The following is a 14,665-nucleotide window of genomic DNA, read 5'->3' as shown; positions in this document are numbered from 1 at the left end:
GTGCAGGCCGGGGGAGGCGTGCCCGGGCGGTCCGGGTTCGGGGTGCAGGCCCGGCGAGGCGTGCCCCGACGACGGCCACCGGTGCGCCCCGGGCCACGACGAGCCGTGCCTGGACGGTCGCCCCTGCGGCGACCCCGACGGCCGGCGGGCCCACGGCACCGACGGCTGTGACCCGCCCACCGTGCAGCATGGAGCCGAGGCAGGGACGGGAGGCAGCTACACCGACTCGGTCCCGGCCCTCGCCGCCGGCGCCGCCCTCATCGCCGCGGCCTGCGGCGGAGCCGGCTACCGGCTGTACGGCAGATGGCGGACCGCGGGAGCCCGGCCCACGGACGGATGACCGGGGCGACGCCCGCCCCCATGGAGTGCCGTCCGGCGGGTACACACCCTCCCGAGGGCACCAGCGGGCGGCCCCCACATCAACGGACACCACAGGCCACGGACACACACCCCCCGCCCGGTCCGGCCCCGGCCCGGACCGGGCGGCACACGGCACCACGACCGCGCGGAGGCGGACATGCGGCGGACGGACCCCGAAGGCCACGGCCCGGTCCGCTACGGCCCGCCCCTGCCCGGCGACGGCCTCCCCGTGCTCCCCGAACTCACCGCCGTACTCGCCGCGGCGGCGAGCCGCGCCGACGCCCAGCCCGTCGGCGGCGCCCCCGCCCTCCTCGAAGCGGCCTGCGGCTACTGGACCCGGCGCGGACTGCCCACCCTTCCCGACCAGGCGGCCGCCGGCCCCGGCGCCCCTGCGCTGCTGCTCGCCCTGACCGCCGCACTCGCCGGCGACGGCGCCGACGTCCTCGTCCCGCGCCCCTGCGCCGCCTGGTGGGCGCCGTACGCCCGGGTGCTCGGCAGGCCCGCCTACCATGTGCCCACCCCTGCCGAGAGCGGCGGCGTCCCCGACCCCTACGCCCTGCTGGAGACCGTCCGCCGGGTCCGCGCCGAGGGCGGTGACCCACGGCTGCTCGTGCTGTCCGTCGCCGACGATCCGACCGCCACCGTCGCCCCGCCGGAACTGCTGCACGAGACCGTCGAGGCCGCCACCTCCGAAGGACTGCACCTGGTCAGCGACGAGACCTGGCGCGACACCCTGCACCACCCCCACGACACCGTGCTGCTCAGCCCCGCCGAGATGCAGCCCGACCGGGTCACCGTCGTGACCGACCTCGCCGGATCCCTGCTGCCGGCCGGCTGGCCCGCCGCCGTCGCCCGCTTCCCGGCCACCGAATCCGGCCGGGAGCTCCACGCGCGCGTGCTCGACATCCTCACCGGGCTCGGCGCCCGCATCGCCGCACCCGTCGCCGCCGCGGCAGGCTACGCCCTCGACGAACCCCCACCCGTCACCGAGCGCCGCGAGGCCGCCGTACGGCTGCACGCGCGCGTGGCCGCCGCCGCGCACGCCGCGGTCGTCGCGGGCGGCGGGCTCGCCCGCCCCCCGCAGGCCGGCCGTCACCTGTACGCCGACCTCGGCCCGCTGCGCGAACCCCTCGCCGAGCGAGGCGTCGGCGACGCACAGGAGTTGGAGGACCTGCTCACCGCCCGGCTCGGCATGCCCGCGCCCGGCGGCCACCGTTTCGGCGACGACCTCGGGGCGCTGCGGGTAAGGCTCGCCACGGGCCCCCTCCTGGGCGGCACCGACGAGGAACGCGCGGAATGCCTCACCTCACCCCTGCCGTTGGAACTGCCACATGTGCAACGCGCGTTGATCTTCTTGACGTCGGTCCTCGACGATCTCCGCGACGACGCTCAGCGATGGGAGCCTCCTCGATGACGCAGCAGACGCATGAGCCCGAGACGCACGAGCCCGCATCGGCCCCGACGAGTACGACGAGTACGACGACCATGGCGACCGCACCGACCGTACCCACCGCACCGACTCGCTCCACCGGCACTCCGACCCCCCTGGCGCCCCCTTTCCCGCCGCTGGCCGAGCCCCGCCCTCTCGCCGAACACCGCGTGTGGCCACGCACCTTCCACGACCGGCTCACCGCCCCGCTGCCCGGCCTCAAGGCCCTCGCCCGCTTCGCCCGTGAAGGCGCCGTGCGCCCCGGCGCCGAAGGCCTCGCGGACATCCACCGGCTCCCCTGCGCTCCCGCCCCGCTGCCCCGCGTCGACACCCGCACCCTCGCCGTCACCTGGGCCGGACACGCCAGCTGGGTCGTGCGGATCGGCGGTCTGACCGTGCTCACCGACCCCGTCTGGTCCCGCCGCATCCTCGGCACCCCGGCCCGCATCACCCCCGTCGGCGTCCCCTGGGACACCCTGCCCCGCGTCGACGCCGTCGTCATCAGCCACAACCACTACGACCACCTCGACGCCCCCACCCTGCGCCAACTTCCGCGGGACACCCCGGTGTTCGCACCGGCCGGCCTCGGCCGCTGGTTCCGCCGGCGCCGCTTCACCCGCGTCACCGAGCTGGACTGGTGGGAGGGTGCCGAACTGTCCGGCGTCCGCTTCGACTTCGTCCCCGCCCACCACTGGTCCAAGCGCACCCTCACCGACACCTGCCACAGCCTCTGGGGCGGCTGGGTGCTCACCGACGCCGAGGGACAGCGCCTCTACTTCGCCGGCGACACCGGCTACGGCCACTGGTTCTCCCGCATCGGCCGCCGCTACCCCGGCATCGACCTCGCCCTCATGCCCATCGGCGCCTACGACCCCCGCTGGTGGCTCAGCGACGTCCACTGCAACCCCGAGGAGGCCGTACAAGCCACCTTGGATCTGGGCGCCCGCCGCATGGCCCCCATGCACTGGGGTACGTTCATCCTCTCGGCCGAGCCGGTCCTGGAACCGCTCACACGGGTGCGGACGGCCTGGGAGAAGGCGGGACTGGAGAGGGAAGACCTGTGGGATCTACCGGTCGGCGCTTCAAAGGTGCTTGAGTAGGGCGACCCGCGCTACCGAAACCGCCGCACCACACTCGGCATCGCGCTGATCACAACCGTCAGCGCGACCGCCACCACAACCCCCTCCCACGGCTCCTCGAACAGCGAACCCCCCAGAATCCCGATCACCTGGTAGGTGGCCGCCCAGGCCAGACACGCGGGCAGGTTCCCCCGAGTGAACCGCCTGAGCGGCCACTCCGCCATCAGACAGGCCAGCATCACCGGTATCCGCCCCGCAGGGACGAGCCGGGACAACACCAGCACGGCGACCCCGTGTTCGGCCAGCCTCTCCCTCGTCGACGCCAGCCGCGCGTCCGGCGCCCGCGACCGTATCGCCTCCAGCCACCGTGACCCGTTCCGCGACCGCATCCCGCGCCGCCCCAGCCGGTACAGCGCCACGTCCCCCAGGAACGCCGCCAGAGACGCCGTCACGAACACCAGAGCCAGCGAGAACGGCGCCGTCTGATGGAACGCCACCACCGCCGCCGAACTCACCAGCGCCCCGGTCGGCACCACGGGCACCAGCGCCCCGATCAGCACCAGCAGGAACAACGACGGATAGCCGATCGCCTGCTGCGTCGACTCCGGCGGTACGGTCGACGTGGTGGACGCGGCGGCCAGCACCGCCACGGAGGCCGCCCACCTCACCGCGCGACCTCCAGCCGCACACTCTCACCGTGCCCCAGCTTGTGCACCGCCACCCCCGGCGCCGCCAGGGCCGCCAACCGCACGAACTCGTCCCCCGGCGCATGGAACTCGTGCGGGCGCACCGCGTCCATCCCGATCGGCCAGTACGTCCCGTAGTGCACCGGCACCGCCGCCCGCGGTGCCAGCCGCGCCAGCGCCCGCGCCGCCCGTCCCGGGTCCAGATGCCCCGCACCGAGATACGGCCCCCAGCCGCCCACCGGCAGCAGTGCCACGTCCACCGGCCCCACCCGCTCGGCCATCGCCTCGAACAGTCCGGTGTCCCCGGCGAAGTACGTCCGGGCCTCGCCCTCCACGACATATCCGAGCGCGGGCGAGCGGTGCGGGCCCACCGGCAGCCGCCGCCCGTCGTGCAGGGCCGGCACCACCCGTACCAGCAGCTCACCGATCCGCACCACGTCTCCGGGTACCACCTCCGTCACCCGGAGCTGACGCAGCCGGCGCAGACCGGGCACCGCCCGTGGTGCGCCCCGGGGCACGAGCAGGCGCGTGCCCGGGGCGAGGCCCGCCAGCGAGGGCGGATGCAGATGGTCGGCGTGCAGATGCGAGACGAGCACCACGTCCGCGCGACGGGCCTCGGCCGGCGGCAGGGCGCCCCGGCGCCGCCGCAGGTACGCCAGCCGGCGGGCGAACAGAGGATCGGTGAGCACCCGTATGTTCGCGTCCTGGACCGTGCAGGTGGCGTGACCCCACCAGGTGATCTCCACCGGCACCCTTTTCGCCTCCTTCACGCGACTCCCCGAAGCCTACGGGCAGGAGTAGGGTCTGCGGCGAAACCCGGAGGTGAGGGGGACGCCATGGGACAGTTGCGGGGTACCTCCGACACGCCCGCGCCGGTGCGGGTCATCGCGATCGCCAGCCTGACCCCCCTGGAGGAACTCGAGGCGGACCCCTTCCTCGTCGACTCCCGCAGCCAGCACGCCATGTGCGCCCGCTGGGCCGCCGAACGCGGATACGTCATCGCCCGGGAACTCCTCGTCGGCGGACTGCGCTTCGACCACGGCGCGCTGTGGGACGGCGTCCGGCCGGGAGTGGACGTGTTCGTCGCGCCCAGCCTGCGCGTGCTCCAGCGGGCCCTGTCCTCGGTCGAGGCGTTCACCGCCGAGTGCGCGCGCCGGGGCGTGCGCGTGGAGACGGTCGGGCGGGCCGAGCCGTCGTACGACGCCCAGATGAAGGCGCGTGTCCACCGCCGCCTGTCCATGCCGACGGCCGGCTACGACGGCCGCTAGGTTCCCCTGGGTTCCGCTGGGTTCAGCGCCCTGCCGGCCCTTCAGCCGCCGACGAGGGCGACGAGCTTGATGAAGACCAGGTCGGGATCAGCGGTGAGATCCACGACCTCGTCCAGGTCCTCGGCCTGGCGGTCACCGGCCAGCACGAAGAACCCGTTGGCCAGGAAGGCGCGTTCGGCGATCTCGGCCTGGCGTTCCCAGTCGATGCGGCGGGGCTCGCGCAGCCGGTAGCCGTTCAGCTCCGTCTCGGCGCCGTCGGGGCGCACGAGGCCGTTGAACCGGTCGCCGGGACAGGCGTTGTGCCGGGCGACCTCCTCCTGGACCCGGAGTCCGATCAGCTCGCGTACGGTCATCCGTTCCGGCAGCCCGGCGACCGCCCACTCGGCGACCGGCCTGCCCGTCGCGGTCTCGTCCCGGAACGTCACGGTGGCCATCAGGCACCTCGCTTGATCTGCATGAGGATGGTCTCGTCGGTGATCTTCGTGTCGGCGGCGAGCAGGAACGCCTTGCTGAGGACGAGGGAGAGCCGGTCGTCCTCGAACGGCAGGAGCACCTTGCCGTCGCCCCGTCCGCGTGCCGGGACGATGCACAGGTAGCTGTCGTCCGGTTCCATCAGGATGTTGGCCGAGCCCAGGTGGATCCGGTACGTGCGCAGTTCGCCGCGGACGACCAGGAAGCGGCCGTCGAGCGTGCACCGGTCGGCGATCTTCAGGCGGGGCAGGATCCGTTCCAGGGCGTCGCGGCGGATCTGCGCGCTCGTCGTGAGTTCGCCGAAGGTGGCCGTGCGCCAGTACGCGGCGTGGCGGTCCTCGCCCCGGTCCGTCCAGTCGGGGTCGGCGGCGATCGAGGTCACGCCGACGAACAGGTCCACGTCCCGCATCGCCTCGCTGAACACCAGCGGAGGCACCTCGTCCAGCCGGACCTCCCGCCAGCGCCGACCGTCCCGCCGCTCGAAGCGGACCTGGTCGGTCGCGGCGTACTCGGGCGCGTAGTGCCGGTCGTCGCCCTCGGCGGGCTCGTGATGGAAGCAGGCCCGCCACTCGCCGTCGCCGAACTCGGCGCGCGCCAGCCCGTCATAGCCGCCGTCGTAGCGGCCGAGGAAGTTGGCCTGCCAGCCGCGCTCCTTGAACAGCGCGTACAGGCGCCGGTAGTGGACGATGTGGGCGGCGAACCGGTTGGAGTAGACGCCGGTCTCCTCCTCCGCCGCGGTGAGCAGGTATATCTCGCGGAAGGCCTGTTTGAACGGCTGCCGCAGCCCCTCCGCTAGGACCCGCGCCCGCCAGGCGCCGACCTCGTCCTGCGACGCCCGGACCGGATGCCACAACCGGACGCGCCGGGGCGCAGCGGAGGGTTCGGCCGCCGGCGCCGCCGCGCGCCACACACCGTCCGCTCCCTGGAACTCCCAGATCAACCCGCGGACCAGGACGCCGGTGACCGGATGGTCGCGGTAGTGACGGCGCCATGCGTCGTACGGCCACTCGCGCCCCGCCGACATCAGTGCTTCCACGCGGGCCCGCTCACCCGACAGCGTGCCCCGCACCGACTTGGCCAGGGCCTTCAACTCCACGAGTGCGTCCGGAAATGCGTCCTTCACGGCAGCGGGGGCGGTACGGGACGTGCGCCCGTCGGGACCGGTGAAGGTGAGCCGTACCGTCAGCGCGTCCTCGATCGCGACCCGCGCCCGGTATCCGCCCAGTTCCCGTTCCAGTGAGCCGTCCGGCGCCAGGCCGTGGGCGGGCACGCTGCGTTCGACGAGCTGCGCCGGGGTGATGCCCTGCCGCGCGGCGGCCGTCACCAGGGCCGTGTCGAGCTGCTTGCGCAGGGCCCGGTGCCGGATCCGGGAGTGCAGCCGCCACAGTGCCTCCAGGGCATCCGGATCGTCGACCTCGGCCAGCGCGTTGATCGCGGCGCCCGCGAGTTTGACGTCCTCGGTCACGTCTCTGCCGGGGCCGCCGGTGCGCAGGGCGAGCGCGGCGAGGCACGGCACCGCGGCCGGGCCGGCGGTCAGCGCGGCCGCCCAGACGACGCCGCGCGCCAGGTCCCCGTGGTTCTGATGGACGAGGTAGTGGTAGTGGTAACCGCCGGGGAGCCAGCCGGCGTGCGGGCCGCTTCCCTTGCTGCACAGCGGATCGCCCTCGGTCAGCGCGTGCAGGACGTCGGCCACGAGGTCCCGCGCCGACGCCGCGTCGGCGAGTTCGATGCATGTGCGCCGCCACTTCCCAGTGGGACGCGGCCCCGACGGGTTCGCCAAGTGCCGTAGGAGGTCGGCCAGTTCCCGACTCGGCGAGGTCTTCGCACGGTCGCTCAGCGGGGCGGCCCAGGGAGCGTGGGCGGGGATCAGTCCCTCGGGGATGTGCGCCTCGTCCGCGCTCGCGAGCAGCGCGCGCAGGCGGCGGCCGAGCGAGGTGCGCCGGCCCGCGTCCACCGAGGCGTCCATCAGCTCCGTGTGCGCGTGCCGCAGCCAGGGCAGGACCGCGCGGTGGCCGTCGGCGTCGAGCTGCTCGGCGGCGTTCAGCACCAGACCCAGCGCATCGGCGAACCACAAGCCCATGCTGTACTCGGTGGCGCGCAGCAGCATCACCGCGACCTCCTCGGGCGTCCAGCCGCGCACCCGCGCGATCAGGGACCCGATCTCGGTGTCGTACTGCCACAGGCTCAAGTCGTCGAAGCGGGCGGCCAGCATGAGACACAGGACCGCGGCCCTGCCCTCCTCGTCCGCGCAGGCCGCGAGCCGCGCGTCGATCTCGGCCTGGGTCGCCGCGCCCGCCGCCCTGGACCGCCTGCGCTCGTGTCCCATGGCCTGCCGGAACTCGGTCCGCTGACGCTCCAGCAGGTCGACGAGCCAGCGGACGCGGTCGAGCGCGGCGGACCGTACGTCGTCCAGCGCGTCGGTCCTGCGGGATTCGGTCGCCAAGGCTTCGTAGAGCATGCCGGGATGATGGCAGGGGGGACCGACAACGCGATCAGGTCGACTCCGCGGGCGGCCTGACACCTTGTGAAGGGGGCCGCGCATCTTGCCGATCGGCGGGAGAGTCCGGCCGCTCACGTGCCCGGCGACCCGTGTGACAAGGTGGAGCGGGGCCCTCGCGTCGAGCGGGCCGGGACGTGAGGTGGGCGAGGCGTGCGTGGCGTGCGGTGGCGACGGGGCGCCAGTCAGATCGGACGGAGCGTCGCCGTATGGGCGGTCTCCACCCTCACCATGCTGGTCCTCGCCGCGCTCCTGCCCGACTTCCAACTCCAGTCCGCCGACGGCGACAGCGCCACCCGCATCGCCGTCACCGCCGCCTGCGGCGCCGGCGCCTTCGGTGTGCTCTCGGCCGTGGTCTGGCCGCTCCTGGTCCGGCTCCTGCTGCTCGTACCCGCCCTTGTGCTCGGCCTGCTGGTCTTCTTCCTCAACGGTTCGCTGCTGCTGCTCGCCCTGCGCATCAACCCCTCCGGCCGCGGCGAGGCTGCTCCCGAGACCGCCGTCATCGTGGCCGCGGTGATGTCCGCCGTCGCCTCGGCCACCGGCGCGGCCCTCGCCGTCCGCGACGACGAGACCTACCGGCGCCGCCTGCACCGCCTCGCCGCCCGCCGCCGCAGAACGGACCCGCCCTGCCCCACCGCCCCCGGCCTGGTCTTCGTCCAGCTCGACGGAGTCGGCCACGACGTCCTCGTCGACGCGGTCCGGAAGGGGCTGATGCCCACGGTCGCACGCTGGCTGGGCACGGGCCACGGTGCACCACCGACCGGCGACGGCCCACGGTCGACCGGCGACGGCCCGCCCCCGACCCACCGCATCACCCCCTGGCGCACCGACTGGTCCAGCCAGACCGGTGCCAGTCAGCTCGGCATCCTCCACGGCAGCACCTTCGACGTGCCGGCCTTCCGCTGGTACGAGAAGGAGCGCGGGGAGGTGATGGTGTGCAACCGCCCGACGATCGCCGCCGAGTTGCAGCGCCGCGCCGTACTGCGCACCGGTGACGGCGGACTGCTCACCGTGGACGGCGCCAGCAGGGGCAACCTCTTCAGCGGCGGCGCCGGTGAACAGGCCCTCGTGCTGTCCATCGCGGCCCGCCGACGGGGCCGGGAGAACCGTTCCCGCGCCGGCTACTTCGCCTACTTCTCCGACCCCGCGGGCGCCGTCCGCACCGCCCTGTCCTTCGTCGCCGAGGTGGTCCGCGAGATCGGCCAGTCCACCCGCGCCCGGATGCGCGGGCAGCGCCCCCGGGTGAGCCGCGGCGGGCTCTACCCACTCGTCCGCGCCTTCGCCACCGTCGTCGAACGGGACGTCGTCGTCGCGGCGGTGATGGGCGACATGCTCGCCGGGCGCACCGCCGTCTACGCCGATCTCGTCGCCTACGACGAGGTCGCCCACCACTCGGGTCCGCGCAGCCGGGACGCCGAGAAGGTCCTGCAGCGCCTCGACCGCTCCCTCGCCCTCCTCCAGCGGGTCGCCGAACACGCCCCCCGCCCGTACCGCGTCATCGTGCTCTCCGACCACGGGCAGAGCCCCGGCGAGACCTTCCGCTCCCGCTACGGCCGCACGCTCGGGGACCTGGTCCGGGCCGGCGGCGGGCTGCCCGTGCCGCGCCGGGCGACGGGGGTCCCCCCACGCGTTCGGCGGGGGAGCACGCACAGCGGAACCGAGACCCGCGCCGCGGTACGCGCTGCGCTGCGCCGGCCGGTGGAGGAGAGGAGCGAGCAACTCCGCCCCGCCCCCGGTTCCGGACCGATCGTGCTGGCCTCCGGCAATCTCGGCCTGGTCTCCTTCCCGGACGTGCCCCACCGCATGACCAAGGAGGAGATCGACGCCCGCCACCCCGCCCTGCTCACCACCCTCGCCAACCACCCCGGCATCGGCTTCCTCCTGGTGCGCAGCGAGGAGCACGACGGCGTGCTGCTGGGGGCCCACGGCGCCGAGATCCCGCTGAGCAAGCTCGACGACCAGCCCGGCCCGCTGGCCCGGTTCGGTCCCGGCGCAGCCGAGGCGGTCCGCCGTACCCACTCCTTCCCGCACACCGCCGACATCATGGTGAACTCCGCCCTCGACCCCGCCGACGGCGAGGTCCTCGCCTTCGAGGAGCAGATCGGCTCCCACGGCGGCCTCGGCGGCGCCCAGTCCCACCCGTTCCTGCTCTCGCCGCTGGAGCTGTCCGCACCGGTGGACGGTGAGGCGGAACTGACCGGCGCCGAGCAGGTGCACCAGGTGCTGCGCCGCTGGCTGGGCGAGCTGAACGGCCCCCAGATCCCGCTGACCGACGACACGGAGGACGAGCGGGCCGCCTGAAGCCGGGACAACTCCTTCCCGTTCCTTCGTGAGCCTCACCTCCCGTTCACGTCGCGTGGGCCGGTCTTCAGAGTGCGGCGGCTCCGGATGTGATCGGATAGGAGAACGGAAAACCCCCGTAACGGGATCTCACGTCACGGGACCCGACGCGAAAGGAACCATCGTGGCCACCACGCGCACCGCGCACACCGTCTGGGAAGGCAACCTGCTCCAGGGCAACGGCGTCGTCACCTTCGATTCCTCCGGCATCGCCGACCAGCCGGTCACGTGGGCCTCGCGCTCCCAGGACGCGAACGGCAAGACCAGCCCCGAGGAGCTGATCGCCGGCGCCCACTCCAGCTGCTTCTCCATGGCCCTCTCGCACGCCCTGGCCGGCGCCGGCACCCCGCCCACCCGGCTCGACACCAGGGCCGACGTGACCTTCCAGCCCGGTGAGGGCATCACCGGCATCCACCTCACCGTGCGCGGCCAGGTACCCGGCCTGGACGCGGACGGCTTCGCCTCGGCCGCCGAGGAGGCCAAGAAGAACTGCCCGGTCAGCCAGGCCCTGGCCGGTACGACCATCACCCTCACGGCCGAGCTGGCCTGAGGCCCGTACGGCCCCGGATGCCGCGTCCCGCCCCAGGGGCGCGGCATCGCCGTGTGCGGGTACCCGGCCATTGACAGCGTCGCGGGCACGTCCTGTGCTGGGAGTGCGGCAGGCGCCCGGGCGGAAGGGGACGGACCATGGCACGTGCGGTCGGGATCGATCTCGGGACGACGAACTCGGTGGTGGCCGTCCTGGAGGGCGGCGAGCCCACCGTCGTCAGCAACGCGGAGGGTGCGCGCACCACACCGTCCGTGGTGGCGTTCGCGAAGAACGGAGAGGTGCTGGTCGGCGAGGTCGCCAAACGGCAGGCCGTGACCAATGTGGAGCGCACCGCCCGCTCGGTGAAACGGCACATGGGAGACGCTTCCTGGCGTTTTCCGGAGCAGGGTTCCATCGACGGCGGCCGCCTGCGTGCGCAGGAGCTGTCCGCGCGGGTGCTGCAGAAGCTGAAGCGGGACGCGGAGGCCTACCTCGGCGAGGACGTCACGGACGCGGTGATCACCGTACCGGCGTACTTCGACGACGCCCAGCGGCAGGCCACCAAGGAGGCCGGCGAGATCGCGGGCCTGAAGGTGCTCAGGATCATCAACGAGCCGACCGCCGCCGCCCTCGCCTACGGCCTGGACCGGGGCGAGGAGCAGACGGTCCTGGTGTTCGACCTCGGCGGCGGCACCTTCGACGTGTCCCTGCTGGAGATCGGCGACGGCGTCATCGAGGTGAAGGCCACCAACGGCGACACCCACCTCGGCGGCGACGACTGGGACCAGCGGATCGTCGAGTACCTGGTGAAGCGGTTCAAGGGGAGTTACGGCATCGATCTCGGCGCCGACAAGATGGCGGTGCAGCGGCTGCGCGAGGCTGCCGAGAAGGCCAAGATCGAGCTGTCGTCGTCCTCGGAGACGACGATCAACCTGCCCTACATCACCGCCTCCGCCGAGGGCCCGCTGCACCTGGAGGAGAAGCTGACGCGTGCTCAGCTCCAGGAGCTGACCGCCGACCTGCTCGACCGCTGCAAGAAGCCGTTCCACCAGGCCGTCCAGGACGCCGGGATCCAGCTGTCCGCGATCGACCACGTCATCCTCGTCGGCGGCTCCACCCGGATGCCCGCCGTCACCGACCTGGTCCGCGACCTCACCGGCAAGGACCCGCACAAGGGCGTCAACCCCGACGAGGTCGTCGCCGTCGGTGCCGCCCTCCAGGCCGGGGTCCTGCGCGGCGACGTCAAGGACGTGCTGCTGCTCGACGTCACCCCGCTGTCCCTCGGCATCGAGACCAAGGGCGGCATCATGACCAAGCTGATCGAACGCAACACCACGATCCCGACCCGCCGTTCGGAGATCTTCACCACCGCCACCGACAACCAGCCCTCGGTCGGTATCCAGGTCTACCAGGGCGAACGCGAGATCGCCGCCTACAACAAGAAGCTCGGCGTCTTCGACCTCACCGGGCTGCCGCCCGCGCCGCGTGGCGTCCCGCAGATCGAGGTGGCCTTCGACATCGACGCCAACGGGATCATGCATGTCTCCGCGAAGGACCTGGCGACGGGCCGCGAGCAGAAGATGACGGTGACCGGCGGTTCGGCGCTTCCCAAGGACGACATAGACCGCATGATGCGGGAGGCCGAACAGTACGCCGAGGAGGACCGCAAACGCCGCGAGGCCGCCGAGACCCGCAACCAGGCCGAGCAACTCGTCTACCAGACCGAGAGGTTCCTGCGCGACAACCATGACCGCGTTCCCGCCGACACACGCGGCGAGGTGGAGACGGCCGTCGCGGAACTGAAGACCCTGCTGGAACAGAGCGCGGACACCAGCGCCCTGCGCACCGGCGTGGAGAAACTCGCCACCGTCAGCCAGAAGATGGGGCAGGCCATGTACGCGTCCGCCTCCGCGGGCGGCCGGGCCACACAGGAGAACGAGACCCCGGCCGACACCGAGGGCGTGGTCGACGCGGAGATCGTGGACGACGAACCCGGCGGCAAGGACGGAGCCGCCTGACGCCTGCCCGGCAGGTCGCGCCCGCGGGCGCGACCGAGGTGTGGAGGACCGGCCCGCAGTGGTGGACGGCCGAGCGGCGGGGGGAGCGTCTGCTCGCAGACCATGGCGAACTCGGGAACGCACCTGCCCACGGACCCGTGCGGGTCATCCGGCCGACCGGCCACGGCTCGCCGCAGCCGCCCGGCCGCCCGTACGGGTCGTCCCGGACCGACGGCGCCGCTTGCGAAGATCAGCGCTTGACCGCCACCCCCGCATACACCGGCACGACCCCCTCCGCCTGGGCTGCCACGTCCACCGGCTCCGGGCGCCAGCCGTACACCGGGATGACGCCGGGTCCGAGCAGCTCCAGGCCGTCGAAGAAGCGAGAGAACTCGGGCAGTGTGCGGGGGTGGAACGGCGTGCCGCTGCGGCGGAACAGCTCGGCCGCTTTCGCCACCCCCCCGGGGCTGAGGTCCTGGGTGACCTGGGACAGGATCAGGAAGCTGCCCGGGGCGAGCTCGTCGACGTACCGCTCGACCAGCCCGAACACGCCGTCCTCCTGGTCACCCAGGTAGTGGGTGAGTGCCACCAGGGACAGCGAGACCGGGCGGCCGAAGTCCAGGGACTCACCCGCCAGCCGCAGGATGGTGTCCGGGTCACGGACGTCGGCGTGGATGTAGTCCGTGCCGCCCTCGGCGGAGCCGCGCAGCAGGGCCTCCGCGTGCCGCAGCACGATCGGGTCGTTGTCCGCGTACACCACCCTGGACTCCGGTGCCACGCCCTGGGCGATCTGGTGCAGATTGGGCTCGGTCGGGATGCCGGTCCCGATGTCGAGGAACTGCCGCACCCCCGCCTCGGCCGCCGTGCGGACGGCCCGGTGCATGAACCGGCGGTTGGCACGCGCCCCGCGCACGACCGTGCCGTCCACGGCGAGGATCTTCCGCGCCAGTTCCTCGTCCACCGGGTAGTTGTCCTTGCCGCCCAGCCACCAGTCGTACACCCGGGCGGGATGCGGACGGCTGGTGTCGACGGGCATGGGCGTGGCATCGCGTGCGGTCATACGGCTGTTCCCCCAGGGATCGGTCCGGTCAGGGCGTCACAAGGTCGTGCGGAGTTCCCGCAGCAGGGTCTGTGTGCGCTGTGCCGAGGCGGCGCGGGCCGTCATGTGGTCCAGCACCTCCAGGTGCGCGGCCACCTCGCGGCGGGAGTCCAGGTACAGGGCGCCGGTCAGATACTCGGTGAACACCATGTCCGGCAGCTCCGGCTCCGCGAACCGGAACAGCGTGAACGGCGCGTACGTCCCCGGATGCGGGCCCGCCGCGAACTCGGCGAGCTGGAGGGTGACCCGGTCCCGCCCGGCGAACTCCAGCAGCCGGTCCACCTGTTCGCGCATCACCTCGGCGCGCGTGCTCACCGGGCGCCTGAGCACCGTCTCGTCCATGATCACCCATAGGTGGGGCGGGTCGTCGCCCTCCAGCAGCCGCTGTCGTTCCATGCGCAGCGACACATGCCGTTCCACGCTCTCGGGCGAGGTCTGCCCGATCGTCCCGGCCTCCAGCACCGCGCGCGCGTAGTCCTCGGTCTGCAGCAGACCGGGTATGAAGTGCGGCTCGTAGGAGCGGATGATCCGGGCGGCGCCCTCCAGGCTGACGTAGAGGCTGAACCAGTCCGGGAGCACGTCGTGGAAGCGCTGCCACCAGCCCGGCTGGTTCGCCTCCTCGGCCAGCCGCACGAACGCGCCCGACTCCTCCTCGGCCACCCCGTAGGTGTCCAGCAGCACCTGCACGTACGGGATCTTCAGGGCGACCTCGGCCATCTCCATCCGCCGTACGGTCGCCGACGCCACCCTGAGGACCTTGGCGGCCTCCTCCCGGCTCAGGCCCGACGCCTCGCGCAGTTCCTGCAACCGTTTGCCGAGCACCACCTGGCCCACGGTGGGCGCAGCCCGCCGCTCACTCACGCCACGCCCTCCCCTACGCGCCGAAGTACCCGCGCAGTCTGCCACGTGA

General features: G+C 73.1%; 12 protein-coding genes and 1 pseudogene. 7 read left to right on the top strand and 6 right to left on the bottom strand.

Annotation, left to right across the window (positions count from 1 at the left end; all coding sequences use genetic code 11):
- The 3 genes and pseudogenes from ACZ5NH_RS25285 to ACZ5NH_RS25275 all read left to right on the top strand — a co-directional run.
- Nucleotides 1–340 (top strand): annotated as a pseudogene (locus ACZ5NH_RS25285) (hypothetical protein); the annotation flags it as partial.
- 177 nt (nt 341–517) lie between these two features.
- The gene (locus ACZ5NH_RS25280) at nt 518–1,774 is read left to right on the top strand and encodes an aminotransferase class I/II-fold pyridoxal phosphate-dependent enzyme (RefSeq protein WP_388633827.1); all 1,257 of its coding nucleotides are present in this window, start codon (nt 518–520) and stop codon (nt 1,772–1,774) included.
- Nucleotides 1,771–2,889: an MBL fold metallo-hydrolase gene (locus ACZ5NH_RS25275; protein ID WP_468778272.1), complete on the top strand. Its 1,119-nt coding sequence runs from the start codon at nt 1,771–1,773 to the stop codon at nt 2,887–2,889. The genes ACZ5NH_RS25280 and ACZ5NH_RS25275 overlap by 4 nt, the downstream gene beginning before the upstream one ends.
- An 11-nt stretch (nt 2,890–2,900) precedes the next feature.
- Here ACZ5NH_RS25275 and ACZ5NH_RS25270 read toward each other — a convergent pair whose 3' ends face one another.
- Nucleotides 2,901–3,536: a DedA family protein gene (locus tag ACZ5NH_RS25270; protein WP_468778270.1), complete on the bottom strand. Its 636-nt coding sequence runs from the start codon at nt 3,534–3,536 to the stop codon at nt 2,901–2,903.
- The gene (locus tag ACZ5NH_RS25265) at nt 3,533–4,306 is read right to left on the bottom strand and encodes an MBL fold metallo-hydrolase (protein ID WP_468778456.1); all 774 of its coding nucleotides are present in this window, start codon (nt 4,304–4,306) and stop codon (nt 3,533–3,535) included. The genes ACZ5NH_RS25270 and ACZ5NH_RS25265 overlap by 4 nt, the downstream gene beginning before the upstream one ends.
- 84 nt (nt 4,307–4,390) lie before the next feature.
- Between ACZ5NH_RS25265 and ACZ5NH_RS25260 the strand changes: the two genes are divergently transcribed.
- Nucleotides 4,391–4,822, top strand: coding sequence for a hypothetical protein (locus ACZ5NH_RS25260; RefSeq protein ID WP_388633835.1), 432 nt, complete (start codon nt 4,391–4,393; stop codon nt 4,820–4,822).
- A 41-nt stretch (nt 4,823–4,863) separates the two neighbouring features.
- Here the strand turns inward: ACZ5NH_RS25260 and ACZ5NH_RS25255 are convergent, their stop codons facing one another.
- Complete coding sequence (locus ACZ5NH_RS25255; RefSeq protein ID WP_388633837.1) at nt 4,864–5,256, bottom strand: hypothetical protein; 393 nt, start codon at nt 5,254–5,256, stop codon at nt 4,864–4,866.
- Nucleotides 5,256–7,751 (bottom strand): DUF4132 domain-containing protein, encoded by a 2,496-nt coding sequence (locus ACZ5NH_RS25250; protein WP_468778267.1) that lies wholly within the window; start codon nt 7,749–7,751, stop codon nt 5,256–5,258. The genes ACZ5NH_RS25255 and ACZ5NH_RS25250 overlap by 1 nt, the downstream gene beginning before the upstream one ends.
- A 192-nt stretch (nt 7,752–7,943) precedes the next feature.
- Between ACZ5NH_RS25250 and ACZ5NH_RS25245 the strand changes: the two genes are divergently transcribed.
- The 3 genes from ACZ5NH_RS25245 to dnaK all read left to right on the top strand — a co-directional run bounded on the left by ACZ5NH_RS25245 (nt 7,944) and on the right by dnaK (nt 12,677).
- The gene (locus ACZ5NH_RS25245) at nt 7,944–10,091 is read left to right on the top strand and encodes a phage holin family protein (protein WP_468778265.1); all 2,148 of its coding nucleotides are present in this window, start codon (nt 7,944–7,946) and stop codon (nt 10,089–10,091) included.
- A gap of 163 nt (nt 10,092–10,254) precedes the next feature.
- On the top strand, nt 10,255–10,680 hold the full coding sequence (locus ACZ5NH_RS25240) for an OsmC family protein (protein WP_468778264.1): 426 nt from the start codon (nt 10,255–10,257) through the stop codon (nt 10,678–10,680).
- Nucleotides 10,681–10,817: 137 nt separating this feature from the next.
- A complete protein-coding gene (gene dnaK / locus ACZ5NH_RS25235) occupies nt 10,818–12,677 on the top strand; it encodes a molecular chaperone DnaK (protein ID WP_468778262.1) in 1,860 nt (619 codons plus the stop codon).
- Between the two features lie 229 nt (nt 12,678–12,906).
- Here the strand turns inward: dnaK and ACZ5NH_RS25230 are convergent, their stop codons facing one another.
- Nucleotides 12,907–13,716, bottom strand: coding sequence for an SAM-dependent methyltransferase (locus tag ACZ5NH_RS25230; RefSeq protein ID WP_468778260.1), 810 nt, complete (start codon nt 13,714–13,716; stop codon nt 12,907–12,909).
- A 36-nt stretch (nt 13,717–13,752) separates the two neighbouring features.
- Nucleotides 13,753–14,616 carry a helix-turn-helix domain-containing protein gene (locus ACZ5NH_RS25225; protein ID WP_468778258.1) on the bottom strand — a complete coding sequence of 288 codons (864 nt, stop codon included), beginning with the start codon at nt 14,614–14,616 and terminating at the stop codon, nt 13,753–13,755.
- Nucleotides 14,617–14,665 lie beyond the last annotated feature (49 nt).

It is taken from the genome of Streptomyces sp. NPDC031426 (assembly GCF_055581585.1).
This window is presented reverse-complemented; position numbering and strand designations above follow the sequence as displayed.

Excerpts from the sequence above, each read along its gene's own strand:
- ACZ5NH_RS25280 (WP_388633827.1), top strand. The coding sequence starts at position 518 with ATGCGGCGGACGGACCCCGAAGGCCACGGCCCGGTCCGCTACGGCCCG.
- ACZ5NH_RS25275 (WP_468778272.1), top strand. The coding sequence starts at position 1,771 with ATGACGCAGCAGACGCATGAGCCCGAGACGCACGAGCCCGCATCGGCC.
- ACZ5NH_RS25260 (WP_388633835.1), top strand. The coding sequence starts at position 4,391 with ATGGGACAGTTGCGGGGTACCTCCGACACGCCCGCGCCGGTGCGGGTC.
- ACZ5NH_RS25255 (WP_388633837.1), bottom strand. The coding sequence starts at position 5,256 with ATGGCCACCGTGACGTTCCGGGACGAGACCGCGACGGGCAGGCCGGTC.
- ACZ5NH_RS25250 (WP_468778267.1), bottom strand. The coding sequence starts at position 7,751 with ATGCTCTACGAAGCCTTGGCGACCGAATCCCGCAGGACCGACGCGCTG.
- dnaK (WP_468778262.1), top strand. The coding sequence starts at position 10,818 with ATGGCACGTGCGGTCGGGATCGATCTCGGGACGACGAACTCGGTGGTG.
- ACZ5NH_RS25230 (WP_468778260.1), bottom strand. The coding sequence starts at position 13,716 with ATGACCGCACGCGATGCCACGCCCATGCCCGTCGACACCAGCCGTCCG.